At 60.1% G+C, this 17,278-nt stretch carries 15 protein-coding genes; all 15 read left to right on the top strand.

Annotated features, from left to right (window positions below; genetic code table 11):
• The first annotated feature begins 9 nt into the window (after nt 1-9).
• Complete coding sequence (flgH, locus tag PSH59_RS18200; RefSeq protein WP_065924947.1) at nt 10-705, top strand: flagellar basal body L-ring protein FlgH; 696 nt, start codon at nt 10-12, stop codon at nt 703-705.
• A gap of 27 nt (nt 706-732) precedes the next feature.
• Nucleotides 733-1,821, top strand: a complete 1,089-nt coding sequence (locus tag PSH59_RS18195; protein ID WP_248078194.1) for a flagellar basal body P-ring protein FlgI — start codon at nt 733-735, stop codon at nt 1,819-1,821.
• 4 nt (nt 1,822-1,825) lie between these two features.
• Nucleotides 1,826-3,094, top strand: a complete 1,269-nt coding sequence (gene flgJ / locus PSH59_RS18190; RefSeq protein WP_248077945.1) for a flagellar assembly peptidoglycan hydrolase FlgJ — start codon at nt 1,826-1,828, stop codon at nt 3,092-3,094.
• A 10-nt stretch (nt 3,095-3,104) separates the two neighbouring features.
• Nucleotides 3,105-5,153: a flagellar hook-associated protein FlgK gene (gene flgK, locus PSH59_RS18185; RefSeq protein WP_305393356.1), complete on the top strand. Its 2,049-nt coding sequence runs from the start codon at nt 3,105-3,107 to the stop codon at nt 5,151-5,153.
• Between the two features lie 14 nt (nt 5,154-5,167).
• Nucleotides 5,168-6,796, top strand: a complete 1,629-nt coding sequence (locus PSH59_RS18180) for a flagellar hook-associated protein 3 (protein WP_305393355.1) — start codon at nt 5,168-5,170, stop codon at nt 6,794-6,796.
• Nucleotides 6,797-7,072: 276 nt separating this feature from the next.
• Nucleotides 7,073-8,002 (top strand): ketoacyl-ACP synthase III, encoded by a 930-nt coding sequence (locus PSH59_RS18175; RefSeq protein WP_305393354.1) that lies wholly within the window; start codon nt 7,073-7,075, stop codon nt 8,000-8,002.
• 274 nt (nt 8,003-8,276) lie between these two features.
• Nucleotides 8,277-9,701, top strand: a complete 1,425-nt coding sequence (locus tag PSH59_RS18170; RefSeq protein WP_305393353.1) for a flagellin — start codon at nt 8,277-8,279, stop codon at nt 9,699-9,701.
• Nucleotides 9,702-9,775: 74 nt separating this feature from the next.
• Nucleotides 9,776-10,126, top strand: a complete 351-nt coding sequence (locus PSH59_RS18165; protein ID WP_305393352.1) for a flagellar protein FlaG — start codon at nt 9,776-9,778, stop codon at nt 10,124-10,126.
• Nucleotides 10,127-10,206: 80 nt separating this feature from the next.
• Nucleotides 10,207-11,598, top strand: coding sequence for a flagellar filament capping protein FliD (gene fliD, locus PSH59_RS18160; RefSeq protein WP_305393351.1), 1,392 nt, complete (start codon nt 10,207-10,209; stop codon nt 11,596-11,598).
• A 139-nt stretch (nt 11,599-11,737) separates the two neighbouring features.
• Nucleotides 11,738-12,142, top strand: a complete 405-nt coding sequence (gene fliS, locus PSH59_RS18155) for a flagellar export chaperone FliS (RefSeq protein ID WP_248077923.1) — start codon at nt 11,738-11,740, stop codon at nt 12,140-12,142.
• Nucleotides 12,143-12,167: 25 nt separating this feature from the next.
• A complete protein-coding gene (locus tag PSH59_RS18150) occupies nt 12,168-12,464 on the top strand; it encodes a flagellar protein FliT (protein WP_033901076.1) in 297 nt (98 codons plus the stop codon).
• Between the two features lie 167 nt (nt 12,465-12,631).
• On the top strand, nt 12,632-14,107 hold the full coding sequence (locus PSH59_RS18145; RefSeq protein WP_248077921.1) for a sigma-54 dependent transcriptional regulator: 1,476 nt from the start codon (nt 12,632-12,634) through the stop codon (nt 14,105-14,107).
• A 110-nt stretch (nt 14,108-14,217) separates the two neighbouring features.
• Complete coding sequence (locus tag PSH59_RS18140; protein ID WP_305395312.1) at nt 14,218-15,429, top strand: PAS domain-containing sensor histidine kinase; 1,212 nt, start codon at nt 14,218-14,220, stop codon at nt 15,427-15,429.
• An 8-nt stretch (nt 15,430-15,437) separates the two neighbouring features.
• Complete coding sequence (locus PSH59_RS18135) at nt 15,438-16,814, top strand: sigma-54 dependent transcriptional regulator (protein ID WP_248077919.1); 1,377 nt, start codon at nt 15,438-15,440, stop codon at nt 16,812-16,814.
• A 132-nt stretch (nt 16,815-16,946) separates the two neighbouring features.
• The gene (gene fliE, locus PSH59_RS18130) at nt 16,947-17,276 is read left to right on the top strand and encodes a flagellar hook-basal body complex protein FliE (RefSeq protein ID WP_248077916.1); all 330 of its coding nucleotides are present in this window, start codon (nt 16,947-16,949) and stop codon (nt 17,274-17,276) included.
• Nucleotides 17,277-17,278 lie beyond the last annotated feature (2 nt).

The raw sequence follows: 17,278 nt of genomic DNA, 5'->3' as shown, positions 1-17,278 counted from the left end.
GTTAGGGTCATGAATCGCTATGTTTCCGTTCTGGCATTGAGTGGGATTGCCGTGCTCGCGGGCTGTGTCGCCCCGACGCCAAAACCCAATGACCCGTACTACGCCCCGGTGTTGCCGCGCACGCCGTTGCCGGCGGCAGCCAACAATGGCTCGATCTACCAGGCCGGTTTCGAACAGAACCTGTACAGCGACCGCAAGGCATTCCGGGTCGGTGACATCATCACCATCACCCTGAACGAACGCACCCAGGCCAGCAAGAATGCCAACTCCCAGGTGGGCAAGAACAGCACCGCCAGCCTTGGTTTGAGTTCGCTGTTTGGCGCCGTGCCCAACGTCAATAACCCGTTGAGCGACGGTGACCTGACCTTGAACGCCGGCTACAGCGGCAGCCGCGCTACCGACGGCAAGAGTGCGGCGGGGCAGGGCAACAGCCTGACCGGCTCGATCACCGTGACGGTCGCTGACGTATTGCCCAATGGCATCATTGCCGTGCGCGGTGAGAAGTGGATGACCCTCAACACCGGTGACGAATTGGTGCGCATTGCCGGTATGGTCCGCGCCGATGATATTTCCACGGACAACACCGTGCCTTCCACGCGGATTGCCGATGCACGCATTACCTATTCCGGTACCGGTGCTTTTGCTGATGCGAGTCAGCCCGGTTGGCTCGACCGTTTCTTCCTCAGCCCGCTGTTCCCTTTCTAGGTGGCCACTTTGAAATTCAAACAGCTGATGGCGGCCGCAGTGTTGCTGAGCCTGAGCGCAGTCGCCCAGGCCGAACGCCTGAAAGACATCGCCAGCATCTCCGGCGTGCGTTCCAACCAGTTGATCGGCTACGGCCTGGTGGTGGGGCTCAACGGCACGGGTGACCAGACCACCCAGACCCCGTTCACCCTGCAAACCTTCAACAACATGCTCTCCCAGTTCGGCATCAAGGTGCCGGCGGGGTCGGGCAACGTGCAGCTCAAGAACGTGGCGGCTGTGTCCATCAGCGCCGACTTGCCGGCGTTTTCCAAGCCGGGCCAGGTGGTGGACATCACCGTGTCGTCCATCGGTAACTCCAAAAGCCTGCGTGGCGGCACCTTGCTGATGACGCCGCTCAAAGGTATCGACGGCAACGTCTACGCCATCGCCCAGGGCAACCTGGTGGTGGGCGGGTTTGATGCCGAGGGCCGTGACGGTTCGAAAATCACCGTTAACGTACCGTCGGCCGGCCGGATTCCCGGCGGTGCCACGGTGGAGCGCACCGTGCCCAGCGGCTTCAACCAGGGCAACAGCCTGACCCTGAACCTTAACCGCTCCGACTTCACCACCGCCAAGCGTGTGGTCGACAAGATCAACGACATGCTCGGCCCTGGCGTGGCCCAGGCCATCGATGGCGGCTCGATTCGCGTGACCGCGCCACTCGACCCAAGCCAGCGTGTGGATTACCTGTCGATCCTGGAAAACCTCGAAGTCGATCCCGGGCAGGCGGTGGCCAAAGTCATCATCAACTCGCGCACCGGTACCATCGTGATCGGCCAGAACGTCAAAGTGTCACCGGCCGCGGTGACCCACGGCAGCCTGACCGTGACCATCACCGAAGACCCTATCGTCAGCCAGCCGGGGCCGCTGTCCAACGGCCAGACGGCGGTCGTACCGCGCTCGCGTGTCAACGCCCAGCAGGAAGCCAAGCCGATGTTCAAATTCGGCCCCGGCACCACCCTGGATGAGATCGTGCGGGCGGTGAATCAGGTAGGCGCGGCGCCAGGCGACTTGATGGCGATCCTCGAAGCGTTGAAGCAGGCCGGCGCGTTGCAAGCCGACCTGATCGTGATTTAAGGCCATGGCTATGGACATGCGTAAGAGCGGCCTGACCAGCACGGCGGATTCGGGCTCGTATTCCGACTTGAATCGCTTGAACCAGTTGAAGGTCGGCGACAAGAACAGCGAAGGCAACATGCGCAAAGTGGCGCAGGAATTCGAGTCGCTGTTTTTGAGTGAAATGCTCAAGTCGATGCGCTCGGCCACTGAAGCCCTGGGTAAAGACAACCCGATGAACACGCCGGCGGCCAAGCAGTACCAAGAGATGTACGATCAGCAGTTGGCGGTGTCGATGTCCCGCGAAGGCGGCGGCATTGGCCTGGCCGACGTGCTGATGCGGCAGATGCAGAAGAACAAACCGGTGGACGCTCAAGCGGCCACCTTGCAGGGCCCGGCCGCGGCCGAACCGGTGAAGAAGGTCGATGTGCCGACCCAGATCGCCGCCGGTACCCAGGCCGAGGGCCCGTTGGGGCGCTCCAATGGCCAGCGTCCGTTGTGGGCCTACCGCGTGGCCGAGCCTCAGGCCGACGCCGCTGCCGTCCATGGCAACGACATGGCGCTGATGAACCAGCGTCGCATCGCTTTGCCGAGCAAACTGACCGACCGCCTGCTCGCCGGTATCGTGCCGAGCACCCAGGTGCCGAGCGACGCCAAGGCCGCGCCGCTGCGCAATAGTGTGGCCGATGACAACGTGATTAAAGGCAGCGCGCGCAGCTTTGCCGTACCCAGCGATCGCATGCAGATCTACAGCCGCGCAGTGGCCCAGCCGCCGTTGGCGCCGGCGAAGAAAGCGTTCAGCTCCCAGGATGAATTCGTCGCCACCATGTTGCCGATGGCCGAGGCGGCCGCCGCGCGTATTGGGGTCGATCCTAAGTACCTGGTGGCCCAGGCCGCGCTGGAAACCGGTTGGGGCAAGTCGGTGATGCGCGCCGAGGATGGCAGCAGCAGCCACAACCTGTTCGGCATCAAGGCCGGCCAGAGTTGGCAGGGCGGTCAGGCCCGTGCGATCACCAGCGAGTTTCGGGATGGGGCGATGGTCAAGGAGACGGCGCAGTTCCGTTCCTACGATTCCTATCAGGACAGCTTCCACGACCTGGTCACATTGCTGCAAAGCAATGATCGCTATAAAGAAGTTGTGAAGTCTGCCGACAACCCGGAACAGTTTGTGCGCGAGTTGCAAAAAGCCGGTTACGCCACCGACCCGGCCTACGCCAGCAAGATCTCGCAGATCGCAAAAACGATGAACAGTTACCAGAACTACGCTGCCGCGGGCGCGACCACTCATTTATAAGGTCTGAACCATGAGTTTGCTCAATATCGGGATGTCGGGGCTTAACGCCGCTCAAGGATCGTTGTCGGTCTTGAGTAACAACATCGCCAACGCCAATACCGCCGGCTATTCGCGTCAGCAGACCACCCAAAGCGCGAACACGGCGAACCAATACGGTGGCGTGTTCATCGGCAGCGGCACCACCCTGGCCGACGTGCGCCGGGTGTACAACGAATACCTGGACACCGCGTACCAGAACAGCACCTCGCTCAACAGCGATGCCAAGGCGTACCTGGACCAGGTGAGCGCGGTCGACAAGACGCTTTCGGACAAGACCACCGGCATGTCGGCGGTGCTCAGTTCGTTCTTTGCGGCGGTGCAGACGGCCTCGGCCAACCCGAACGATATGTCGGCTCGTCAGATCCTGCTCACCAACGCTCAGACCCTGAGCAACCGCTTCAACTCGATCTCCAGCCAGTTGAGTCAGCAGAAAGAGACTATCAACAGCCAATTGACCTCGATGAGTGACCAGGTCAATCAACTGACCTCGTCGATCGCCTCACTCAACAAGCAGATCGCTCAAGTGCAGGGGTCTTCGAACAGCACGCCGGCCAACCTGCTGGACGCGCGTGGCGAAGCCGTGCGTTCGCTCAATGAGCTGATCGGCGTGACCGCCATCGAAAAGAACGGCATATTCAGTGTCAGCACCGGCAGCGGCCAGTCCCTGGTGCTGGGTGATCGCTCCAACACCATTTCCGCGGTGCCGAGCCATTCCGATACCAGCCAATACACGATCCAGCTCAATGCGGCCGGCGGTACCACCCTCGACCTGGGCGGCGTGATCAGTGGCGGCAGCATCGGCGGCCTGTTGCGTTACCGCAGCGATGCGTTGATGCCGGCGATCAATGACCTGGGGCGTATTGCGTTGGTCACCGCTGATGCCATCAACAGTCAGTTGGGCCAGGGCCTGGACCTTAACGGTGAGTTCGGCGCCTCGATGTTCACCGACATCAACAATGCGGCGTCCGTTGCTCTGCGCAGCCAGGCGGCCCAGGGGAATCTGGGCGACGGTGCGTTGGGCGTCACTATTAAAGACAGCAGCAAGCTGACCAACTTCGATTACAAGGTCAGCTTCAACGACGGTACCGACCTCAATAAGGTCACCGTGCTGCGTTCCGATGGCAAAGCCATGGGCACTTACGATCTGAGTGCCACGCCGGCGCCGGTCATCGATGGCTTCACCCTGGCGGTCAAGACCGGCGCGGTGCAGGCCGGCGACAGCTTCAAAGTCAGCCCCACCGCCAATGGCGCCAAGGAGATCGGCACGGTCCTGACCGACCCAAGCAAGATTGCCTTTGCCGCTCCGCTGCAAGGCGAGGCCGGCAAGACCAACCAAGGCACCGGCACGTTCACGCCGCCGACGCTGACGGTGCCTCTGGATATCCAGGGCGGCGCCGACACCGCGCAACTGCGTACCGCGATTGAGCACTCGATGCCGGTGAAGATGGTGTTCGGCTCGCCGGCGGCGGATGGCACCCAGTCCTACACACTGAGTAACGCCCAGGGCGATCCGATCGGCTCCGGCACCATCATTCCGGGGCAGGCCAATAAAATCAGCATCAGCGTACCGATGCGCGATGCCAGCGGAGCCTTGGTGACGCCGGCGAAAAGCTTCAGCTTCGACACCACCGTGGGCGGCTCGCCATCGAACGGCGACAGCACCACGTTCTCGTTCAATGCTTCCGGCAAGTCCGACAACCGCAACGCCCAGGCTCTGCTTAATCTGCAGACCAAGGCGACCGTGGGCCTGGCGACTGACGGCAGCGGCGGCGCCAGCCTGGTCGGCGCCAACAGCAAACTCGTATCCACCGTCGGCGCCAAGGCCGCGTCGGCCGGCACCGACAGCAGCGCCACCGCTGCACTGCTGACCGCCAACAAGAACGCGCGCAACTCGGTGTCCCAGGTCAACCTGGATGAAGAGGCGGGCGACATGATCAAGTTCCAGCAGTACTACACAGCGTCGTCGCAGATCATCAAAGCTGCGCAAGAAACCTTCAGCACGCTGATCAATAGTCTTTAAGGGAGTCTGGGACGATGCGTATTTCTACACAGCAGTTTTTTGAAACCAGTGCCAGCAAGTATCAGAACAACTATTCCGGCGTGGTGAAGGCCCAGGAGCAGGCGAGTTCCGGCGTGCGTGTGCAGACCGCCTCCGATGACCCCGTGGCTGCGCAACGCCTGCTGATGCTGCAACAGCAGAAAGACATGCTGGCCCAGTACAGTGGCAACATCACCAGCATCCAAAACACGCTGACCAACGAAGAAAGCGTTCTGACGGCGATCAACACTACCCTCCAGGCCGGTAGCCAGTTGGCGCTGCGCGCAGGTGGCGTGACCAGCGATGCGGACCGCAAGTCGATTTCGGTCGAGGTGGGCGCCCTTGAAGAACAACTGCTGGGCTTGCTCAACAGCAAGGATTCGGCCGGCAACTATCTGTTCTCCGGCTCCAAGACCGACACGCCGCCCTACTCGCGCAACAATGATGGTACTTATAGCTACCAGGGCGATGAGAACGAACTGAGCCTGCAGGTCTCCGAGACGCTGAATGTTCGCACCAGCGACACGGGCAAGACCATCCTGGAGGGGGCGGTCAACAGCAGTCGCACCCAGTCCAACTACACGACGCCTGCGACGGTTCCGCCGAGCTTGCCGTCGTCGGTCGATGACCACAAAGTCGGGATCTCGGCGGGCCTCATAACGTCGGGCATCGACTACACCAAGCAGTTCGCCGACGGTCAGCCGTACAAGGTGACCTTTACCAGCAGCACCCAGTACGTTGTGACCGACAAGGACAACAACGACATCACCTCGCAGCTTCCAGGTAATGGCACGTTCGATTCCACCAAGGAAGGCAACGCCAGTATCAATCTGCGCGGGGTCAAGTTCGATATCACAGTGGACCTGACCAATACCGCCTCCGGTCCGGATGCCGATGCGCTGGTCAAAGGGCGCGAGTTCACCCTGAGCGCCAAGCCGGACGCATTCAATGTGTCGCGCACCGCGAGCAACACCTCGGCGACGCAGTTGGTCAATGCCCAGGTCAGCAGTGCAGCCGACTACGCCAGCACCTTTCCAGGCAACAACGGCATCCTGATCAAGTTCGACGACGTCGACCCGACGGCCTTCAAGGTGTATGCCCAGCCTTATAGCGCTAACAGCAAGCCGATTGTCGACAATGGCGTGATCACCCCCGGTGTTCCGCCGGCCCTGGACACGATCACCGCAGCGGGCGTGACCTTCCAGCTCAGCAGTGCGCCGAATGTCGGCGATCAGTTTGCGGTCGGCAATACCACCCAGAAAACTCAGAATGCCCTCGACACCCTGAGCCAGTTGCGCCAGGCCCTTGAGCAGCCGGCGGACGGAATCCCCGGGGCCCGAGGCAAGCTGCAGGACGCCTTGAACGCTGCGGTCGGCAACCTGACCAACTCGGCCGATCAGGTGGATAACGTACGTGGCTCCATCGGTGCGCGCCAGAACGCACTCACCGTGCAGGCCAGTGAAAACACCAGTGTCGGTCTGGCCAACAAGACTACGATGAGTGACCTGGCCAACATCGACATGGGCGAGGCGGCGATCAATCTGACTTTGCAGCAAACCATGCTGGAAGCCTCGCAGTTGGCGTTCGTGAAAATTTCCCAGTTGAGCCTGTTCAACAAGATGTAAGCGGCGTAACCCCGCACGGCCCACCCTGGAAACGGGGTGGGCCGTTGTCGTTTCTGGGGTCAAACGGTTGAAACGTTTTGCACAAAGCGCACAAAATTGAGTGACCTGTGAGTCATAAAGCGCATCTTCACTGTATCGTGTGAAAAGGCTAAGTCGTCGCAGGGTCCTTGCGCGGCGGCTTTCAGTGAGATTGTTATGGGGTTATCCCCTTTATTGTCAGCACTCCAGGCGTAGCCCGAGGGGTGTTCTCCAGCTATTTAGTATTGGGAAGCCACAATGATTGGCATAAAAAGCATCGCCAGTTACGTGCCGGCAGACGGGATCGATAACTACGCCCAGGGTGCCAAATTCGCCAAGGATGAGGAATTCATCATTGGCAAGATCGGTTCGGCGTTTCTGCCGCGCAAGGAAGCGGCGCAGGAAACCTCCGATCTGTGCGTCGAGGCGGTCAACGCTTTGTTTGCCAACAACCCGAATTTGAAGCGCGAGTCGATTGACGCGCTGATCGTGGTCACCCAGAACGGTGATGAAGAGGGTTTGCCCCACACCGCGGCTATCGTCCAGGACAAGCTCGGCCTGCCGACCCACGTTGCTGCCTTTGATATCTCCCTGGGTTGCTCCGGCTACGTCTACGGCATCTACGCGATGAAAGGTTTCATGGAAGCCGCCGGCCTGAAAAACGGCCTGCTGGTCACCGCCGATCCGTACTCGAAGATCGTCGACCCGGAAGACCGCAACACCACCATGCTGTTCGGCGATGCCGCCACCGCCACTTGGATGGGCGACGACGCCGCCTGGCACCTCGGCAAGGCCAAGTTCGGCACCGACGGTTCCGGCGCGCCGCACTTGAAGGTCAGTAATGGTGTGTTCTTTATGAACGGTCGCCAGGTGTTCAACTTCGCCTTGCTCAAAGTGCCGGCGCATTTGCACGAGCTGCTCAATGAGTCGGACCTCAAGGCCGATGAGATCGATGCGTTCTGCATCCACCAGGGCAGCGCGGCGATTGTCGACGCCGTGGCGCGGCGCTTTGAAGACGCGCCGGTGGACAAGTTCATCAAGGACATGGTCGAGACCGGCAACACCGTGTCGTCGAGCATTCCATTGCTGCTGGAAAAGCACGTGATGGACGCCGCCTGGAAGCGCGTAGCCATCAGCGGGTTTGGTGTGGGCCTGTCGTGGGGTTCGGCGATTCTTCACCGTCCGTGACGCTGCGGTAGTCCGCATTTACCGCAAACGCAAACGCCGATGATCAAAAGATCATCGGCGTTTTTTATTTGGCGTCAAAAAACCCGGCAAAATCGGGTGCTGTGGGCGGTCTAAGCCCTTGAATTGCAAGGGGTGGCACGGCGCCAGTAAAAAAAATCAAAAAAATCCTCAAGCAACCGGCTACCACGACGATAACTATTACGTAGGTTCTCAGGCCACACCCGGCGGTTGCCAGGGCCGGAAGCCGCAGTATCCATCCAACGAGGATTTCGTCATGGCTTTAACAGTAAACACCAACATTGCTTCGATCACTACTCAGGGCAACCTGAACAAAGCTGGCGGCGCCCTGGCCACTTCCATGCAGCGCCTGTCTTCCGGCCTGCGTATCAACAGCGCTAAAGACGACGCTGCCGGCCTGCAGATCGCTAACCGCCTGACCAGCCAAATCAACGGCCTGGGCCAAGCAGTCAAAAACGTGAACGACGGTATCTCCATCGCTCAGACCGCTGAAGGCGCGATGCAGGCTTCGACCGACATCCTGCAAAAAATGCGTACCCTGGCTCTGTCGTCCGCTACTGGCTCCCTCAGCTCTGACGACCGTAAGTCGAACAACGACGAATACCAGGCTCTGACTTCGGAACTGACCCGTATCTCGCAAACCACTACTTTCGGTGGCCAGAAGCTGCTTGACGGTTCGTACGGTACCAAAGCCATCCAGGTTGGCGCCAACGCTAACGAAACCATCAACCTGAGCCTGGAAAACGTTGCAGCCAACAACATTGGTTCGCAGCAGATCAAAACCAAGGCAATCGTTCCAAGTGCTACCGGCCTGGCTGGCGGCGCCATCACTGTTACCGGTAACGGTCAAACCAAAACCGTTAACTACGCAGCTGGCGCTTCGGCAAAAGACATCGCTTCCGGCCTGAACGGTTCGATCGGTGGCCTGACCGCTACCGCCAGCACCGAAGTTAAGCTGGAAGTGGGTGCTGCTACCCCTTCGAACTTCACCCTGGCAGTAGGCAACAGCGGCGCAGTGTCCTTCGTCGGTGTTACTGACCTGGCTGGCCTGGCTGACCAACTGAAGTCCAACGCTGCCAAACTGGGTATCAGCGTTAACTACGACGAAGTTAACAAGAGCCTGTCGGTTAAGTCTGACTCCGGCGAAAACCTGTCCTTCGCTGGCGCTGATGCCAACGCTCAGACAAACATCCTGGTAGGTGCCAAAGACGGCGCTGGTGCGTTCGCTACCCCTGCTGCTCTGGGTGCTGCTGCCATCGTTGTGACTGGTCAAGTCTCGCTGGATTCGGCCAAAGGCTACTCCCTGAGCGACGCTGGTACCGGTGTTTCGGATCTGTTCTCCGCGGCTACTGTTTCGTCGACCAAGACCACCATCGCTCAAACCGACGTGACCGACGCCACCAAGGCCCAAAACGCCCTGGCTGTAATCGACAAAGCCATCGGCACCATCGACGGCGTTCGTTCGGGCCTGGGTGCTACCCAGAACCGTCTGACTACCACTGCAGACAACCTGCAGAACATTCAGAAGAACTCCACCGCTGCACGTTCCACCGTTCAGGACGTCGACTTCGCTTCCGAAACCGCCGAGCTGACCAAGCAACAAACCCTGCAATCGGCCTCCACCGCGATCCTGTCGCAGGCCAACCAGCTGCCATCCGCTGTACTGAAGCTGCTTCAGTAATCCCAGCGCTTGGTAACTAACGGAAGGGCGCGTCTACGTGCCCTTCCGTTTTTTCGGTTTAGAGGAGATTGGACATGGACATGAGTATAAAGCTGAACCAGTCTTATCCGCCGGTTGCACCTCCAAGCGCACCTGCTCAGGTGACGGCCGACAAAAGCGTCAACAAAGTCCAGGAAGCAGCGGCCCCAGGCAAAGAGCCTGAGCGCGCGGACCTGGAAAAAGCGGTAACCGATATTCGCGAATTCGTTCAAGCTGCCCAGCGCAGCCTGGATTTTTCCATTGATGACTCCACCCATCGCGTGGTGGTCAAAGTCATCGCCACCGACAGTGGTGAAGTGATTCGCCAGATTCCGTCGGAAACGGCATTGAAGCTGGCGCAGAACTTGTCCAGCGCGAGCAACGTGTTGTTTAACGACAAAGCGTGAGCTGGCATGAAACTTGTTGCTGTCGGGTCTTGCGGCGTAATAAGTCAAGATAACGGCAGCCACCGAACAGGAGATAGATGATGGCGGGTTCAACGGTAAGTGGTATCGGTTCGAATATCGATACGCAAGCGATCGTGAAGTCCTTGGTGGACGCCGAAAAGGTGCCCAAGCAGACGCAGATCAATACCGCGTCCCAGAAAGCGACCACCACGCTGTCTTCGATCGGCAAGATTCAAGCCGCGCTGGATGCGTTTCGTGGTGCCCTGGACACCATGGGCAAGGACAGCAGTTTTACCGGGTTGACCGGCTCGTCTTCGGATGAAAAGACCGCGACCATGACGGCCAGCAACACGGCCTCCAGCGGCAGTTTTCGACTGATCATCGATCAGTTGGCCCAGCCGTCCAAGCTGTCGAGCAAAAACTTCGCCGGCGGCACTTCGGCTGTTGTGAACGCCACGAATAGCCCGACCACCTTGACCATCAAGCAGTCGGGCAAGGCATTCGATGTGACTGTTCCGGCCGGTGCGACCTTGCAGCAGGTGCGGGACTCGATCAACACCCAGTTCGGTACGTCGGGGCTCAGTGCCAACATCCAGACCGACGCCAACGGGTCTCGATTGATCCTGACCTCTACCACGATGGGGACCGGATCGGATCTCACCCTGTCCGGCACGTCGGGGCTGGATGTGGGCGCCACGGTCGTCGATGAGCCCAAGGATGCGCTGTACAGCATCGATGGCGTCTCGTCCGTGTCCAAGACCAACAGTATCGAAGGCGCGCTCAGCGGGGTGAACATCAAGCTGTTGGCCACCTCGACGCTGAAGACGAACAGTACGACCGACAAAAACGCGACGCTCATCACCGTCAGCACCAACAACACCGCGCTCAAGTCCGGCGTCAAAGGTTTCCTGGATACCTACAACGCCTTGATGACCGCAATGAATGCCGAAACCAAGGTCACCACGAACCTGGACGGCAGCACCACGGCGGCGGCCTTGACGGGTGACTCGACGATGCGTTCGCTGCAGAGCGCGATCCGTAACGAGTTCAACGCGCTGTCTGGCACCGGTGCCTTCAAATCTCTGGCTCAATTTGGTGTGACCACCAGTTCGAGCACGGGCTTGCTGACGATCGATGACAAGAAGTGGGACGCGGCGATTAAAACCAACGCAGCCGATATCAACAGCATGTTCAGCGGTAAAACCGGCATCCTGGCGCGAATGAAAAGCGCCACCGATGATTTTGCCAAGTCGAGTACCGGCATCCTGGCGACACGCTCGTCGACATTGTCCGAGAGCTTGAAGGATCTGACCAAGCAGCAATCCGCGCTCGACGAGCGCATGACCCTGCTCACCAACAGCCTCTCCGCCAAATACAACGCCATGGACACCCTGGTCGCCCAATTGCGCCAGCAAAGCACCAGCGTCATGACCACGCTCAATGCGTTGAACAACCCCAAGACCAATAATTAATCGCAGCCTGCGATAAAGGCCAGGCCATCTGCCTGGCCTTTTTTTATCGGAACACGATGGGCGCTAAAGCTTTTTGCAAATCCGTCGACATATCTGTTACTAGAATCCTTTTCGCTGTCGCCTGTCACGAGGTAGAAACATGAATCCCATGAGAGCCCTTCGCCAATACCAGAAGGTCAATTCCCATGCTCAGATCTCCGAAGCCAGCCCGCATCGTCTGGTGCAGATGCTGATGGAAGGCGGCCTGGACCGTATGGCTCAGGCCAAGGGCGCACTGGCACGCGGTGACATTGCCCAGAAGGGCTTGATGCTCGGCAAGGCCATCGACATTGTGATCGGCCTGCGTGATGGCCTGGATGCGGAAAAAAGCGATAACCCGGCCTACGTCCAGCAACTGGAAAGCCTGTACGCGTACATGACCAACCGTCTGATGGAGGCGAACCTGCACAACGACGCCGACATGATCGACGAAGTCGCCCGTTTGATGATTACCGTTAAAGAAGGCTGGGATGCCATCGGCGCGCCACAAGGCGCAGCAGAATAAGGCCTGCGGCCTTGAGGAACCTGTCATGAGCCATGCACTGCAACGCATTGATGAAACCCGTGAAGCGCTGATGGGCGCGCTGGCGGACCGTAACTGGGACGCCATTGGCGAACTGGACATGGGTTGTCGCGACGTGATCGAGCAGGTGCTCAGTGAGGCGCCGGTGGACGAGGATGCGTTGCGTGAGAAGCTTGAGAGCCTGTTGGCGGTGTACCAGCAGTTGCTCGAGGTGACGACTGGCGAGCGCCAGGCGATTTTCGAAGAGATGTCGCAGATCAACCAAGCGAAAAATGCGTCAAAGGTCTACCATCTGTTCGGCTGAACAGACGCAGTTAATCCATCCGGCGCGTCATAAATTTGACCGTGCCAGCTTTTTTGACTTAACTAGTGCTGTTTTCAGAGTTCAGACGTCTATAGAGTAAGAAGTCCTACAGCCGTCTCGATTGCCCTGACACCGGGCAGGAAGTTTACTAGGGAAGTTGCTATTGCATGTGGCGTGAAACCAAAATTCTGCTGATCGATGACGATAGCGTCCGGCGCCGCGACTTGGCGGTGATTTTAAATTTTCTTGGCGAAGAAAATTTAGCCTGCGGCAGCCATGACTGGCAGCAGGCTGTCAGCTCGTTGTCATCGAGCCGTGAAGTCATTTGCGTGCTGATCGGGACGGTAAACGCTCCTGGTGCTGTTTTGGGCTTGTTAAAGACACTGTCTACCTGGGATGAGTTCCTTCCCGTGTTGCTAATCGGTGATATTTCTTCCATCGAGCTGCCGGAAGACCAGCGCCGCCGCGTGCTTTCCACCCTGGAAATGCCACCCAGTTACAGCAAACTGCTCGACTCCCTGCACCGTGCCCAGGTCTATCGCGAGATGTATGACCAGGCTCGTGAGCGCGGTCGCCACCGTGAACCCAACCTGTTCCGCAGCCTGGTCGGCACCAGCCGTGCCATCCAGCATGTGCGCCAGATGATGCAGCAAGTGGCCGACACCGACGCCAGCGTGCTGATTCTCGGCGAGTCGGGCACCGGCAAGGAAGTGGTCGCGCGCAACCTGCACTACCACTCCAAGCGCCGCGACGGGCCTTTTGTGCCGGTCAACTGCGGGGCGATCCCGGCAGAACTGCTTGAAAGCGAACTGTTCGGCCACGAGAAGGGCGCCTTTACCGGGGCGATCACCAGCCGTGCCGGGCGTTTCGAGCTGGCCAACGGCGGCACCCTGTTCCTTGACGAAATCGGCGACATGCCGCTGCCGATGCAGGTCAAGCTGCTGCGCGTGCTGCAGGAGCGCACCTTCGAGCGCGTGGGCAGTAACAAGACCCAGAGCGTCGACGTGCGCATCATCGCCGCGACCCACAAGAACCTCGAGAGCATGATCGAGGTCGGCAGCTTCCGCGAAGATCTTTACTACCGCCTCAACGTATTCCCCATCGAGATGGCCCCGCTGCGTGAGCGCGTCGAAGACATCCCGCTGCTGATGAACGAACTGATCTCGCGCATGGAACACGAAAAGCGCGGCTCGATTCGCTTCAATTCCGCCGCGATCATGTCGCTGTGCCGTCATGGCTGGCCGGGTAACGTGCGTGAACTGGCCAATCTGGTGGAGCGCATGGCGATCATGCATCCCTACGGTGTGATCGGCGTGGTCGAGTTGCCGAAGAAGTTCCGCTACGTCGACGACGAAGACGAGCAGATGGTCGACAGCCTGCGCAGCGACATGGAAGAGCGGGTGGCGATCAACGGTCATACCCCGGACTTCGGTTCCACTGCCATGCTGCCGCCCGAAGGTCTCGACCTGAAAGACTACCTCGGCAACCTCGAGCAAGGCCTGATCCAACAGGCTCTGGACGACGCCAACGGCATCGTCGCCCGTGCCGCCGAGCGTCTGCGCATCCGTCGAACCACCCTGGTGGAGAAGATGCGCAAGTACGGAATGAGTCGTCGCGAAGGCGATGAACAGGCGGATGATTGACGCCTAAAACACAAACCGCTGATTCGTCAGCGGTTTTTTTTTAGGCACGGGTATTGCTACAGCCCTCGCAACGTTCCGTTTAACTGACGGTCAGCCAGCGAGAGAGCATGATGCCCCACGCCGCCCAACTATCTTCGGCCCCCGATCTTTCGGGGCTCGTCCCCTGTGTCGAACAGCAAAGCCGCAATGGCCTGGAGCAGGCCTTCTCGCTGTTCAATCAGATGTCCAGCCAGCTGACGGATTCCTACAGCCTGCTCGAAGCCCGGGTGTCCGAGCTCAAAGGCGAGCTGGCAGTGGTCAGCGCCCAGCGCATGGAAGAGCTGGCCGAGAAAGAACGCCTGGCCAACCGTCTGCAAAACCTGCTCGACCTGCTGCCCGGTGGCGTTATTGTCATCGACGACCAAGGCCGTGTGCGCGAAGCCAACCCAGCCGCGTGCGACTTGCTTGGCCTGCCGTTGGAAGGCGAGTTGTGGCGCCATGTCATCACCCGCTGCTTCGCGCCGCGTGAAGACGATGGCCATGAAATTTCCCTCAAGGACGGGCGCCGGCTGTCGATTGCCACCCGCTCCCTGGACGCCGAGCCCGGCCAGTTGGTGTTGCTCAACGACCTGACTGAAACCCGCCACCTGCAAGACCAGTTGGCGCGCCATGAACGGTTGTCCTCGTTAGGTCGAATGGTCGCTTCTTTGGCGCATCAGATCCGCACGCCGCTGTCGGCCGCGTTGATCTACGCCAGCCATTTGACTGATGAGCAACTGCCCGCCGCCACCCAGCAACGCTTTGCCGGGCGCCTCAAAGAGCGTTTGCATGAGCTGGAGCACCAGGTGCGTGACATGCTGGTTTTTGCCCGTGGCGAATTACCGCTGACCGACCGCCTGACCCCGGCGCAACTGATGCAGGCGCTGCAAGCGGCGGCCACTGCCCATATCCAGGACACTCAGGTGCGCTGGCAGTGCAACAGCCACCTCGGCGAGCTGCTGTGCAACCGCGACACCCTGGTGGGGTCGCTGCTTAACCTGATCGAAAACGCTATCCAGGCGAGTGGGGCGGGGGCGCGGCTCAAAGTGCACCTGTACAACCGCGGGCAAACCCTGCGCCTGTGCATCAGCGACAGCGGCAGCGGGATCGAGCCCGCTGTGCTGCAACGCCTGGGCGAACCCTTTTTCACCACCAAGACCAACGGAACCGGGCTCGGCCTGACCGTGGTCAAGGCCGTGGCACGTGCGCATCAGGGAGAATTGCAACTGCACTCCCGTGTGGGGCGCGGCACCTGTGCATTGATGACCTTGCCGCTGTTTTTGTGCGCGGCAAGCGCGGAGTAACGAAGAACATGGCTATCAAGGTTCTATTGGTTGAAGACGATCGCGCCCTGCGTGAAGCATTGGCTGACACGCTGCTGTTGGCGGGCCATGACTACCGGGCGGTCGGTTCAGCCGAGGACGCCTTGGAGGCGGTCGAGCAGGAGTCCTTCAGCCTGGTGGTCAGCGACGTGAACATGCCGGGCATGGACGGTCACCAATTACTCGGGCTGCTGCGTGCGCGTCAGCCGCAACTGCCGGTGTTGTTGATGACGGCCCATGGCGCGGTCGAGCGTGCGGTGGATGCGATGCGTCAGGGCGCGGCGGATTATCTGGTCAAGCCCTTCGAGCCCAAGGCCCTGATGGAGCTGGTGGCGCGCCACGCCCTGGGCGTGATTCCGGCCGGCGAAGGCGAGGGCCCGATTGCCTTCGAGCCGGCCAGTGCGCAATTACTCGAATTGGCGGCCCGCGTGGCACGCAGCGATTCCACCGTGTTGATCTCCGGCGAGTCCGGCACCGGTAAAGAGGTGCTGGCGCGCTATATCCACCAGCAATCGACCCGCGCCAAACAGCCGTTCATCGCGATCAACTGCGCGGCGATCCCCGACAACATGCTTGAAGCCACCTTGTTCGGCCATGAAAAGGGCTCGTTCACCGGGGCCATCGCCGCCCAGGCGGGCAAGTTCGAACAGGCCGACGGCGGCACCATCCTGCTCGATGAAATTTCGGAAATGCCCCTGGGGCTGCAAGCCAAGCTGCTGCGGGTGCTGCAAGAGCGCGAAGTGGAGCGGGTGGGCGCACGCAAGCCGATCCAGTTGGATATCCGCGTGGTCGCCACCACCAACCGCGACCTTGCCGGCGAGGTGGCGGCGGGGCGTTTCCGTGAAGACCTGTTCTACCGCTTGTCGGTGTTTCCCCTGGCCTGGCGCCCGTTGCGCGAACGTCCGGCCGACATCGTTCCGTTGGCCGAGCGTCTGCTGAACAACCACGTCAAAAAAATGAAGCACGCCCAGGCGCGGTTGTCGGCCGAGGCCCAGGCGTGCCTGATCAGCTACCCATGGCCGGGCAACGTGCGGGAGTTGGACAACGCCATCCAGCGCGCGCTGATTTTGCAGCAGGGCGGCCTGATTCAGCCCCAGGATTTCTGTCTGGCCACGGGCAGCGGGGCCGCGCCATTGCCCACGCTGGCACCGGCACCGGTGGTGGTCGAGGCGGAGCCTGCCGGCGGGCTGGGCGACGACCTGCGTCGACGTGAATTCCAGATGATCATCGACACCCTGCGCGCCGAGCGCGGCCGCCGCAAAGAAGCGGCCGAGCGCCTCGGCATCAGCCCGCGCACCCTGCGCTACAAGCTGGCGCAGATGCGTGACGCCGGGATGGATGTGGAAGCCTATCTGTTTGCCACATAACCGGTAACAAGCCTGACAACGTTTGTCGCCTTTTCTTACGAGTTGATACAGAGCTGGCACCCTTGTTGCTACTTCCCCTAGTAATTGCGGCGTAGCGTCAAAAAAAATACGGGTTGTCGGAGAGAGAAGGTCATGAGCCAGGGTATTGAGTTCAATCGGTTGATGTTGGATATGCGCTCCATGCAGATGGATGCCATGGCTCAGCCGAAATCCGTCGCGCCAGCGCCGGAATTGAGCCAAAGCAGCTTCGCCGACATGCTCGGCCAGGCCATCAACAAAGTCAGTGATACCCAGCAAGCCTCCAGCCAGTTGGCCAACGCGTTCGAGATCGGCAAAAGCGGCGTGGACCTCACCGATGTGATGGTCGCTTCGCAAAAGGCCAGCGTCTCCTTTCAGGCCCTGACCCAAGTGCGTAACAAGCTGGTTCAGGCCTATCAAGACATCATGCAGATGCCGGTTTAAGG

The sequence above is a fragment of the Pseudomonas sp. FP2309 genome (assembly GCF_030687575.1).
Lineage (GTDB): Bacteria > Pseudomonadota > Gammaproteobacteria > Pseudomonadales > Pseudomonadaceae > Aquipseudomonas.
Note: the sequence above shows the minus strand (reverse complement) of the source record. Positions and strands in the feature narration are given on the sequence as shown.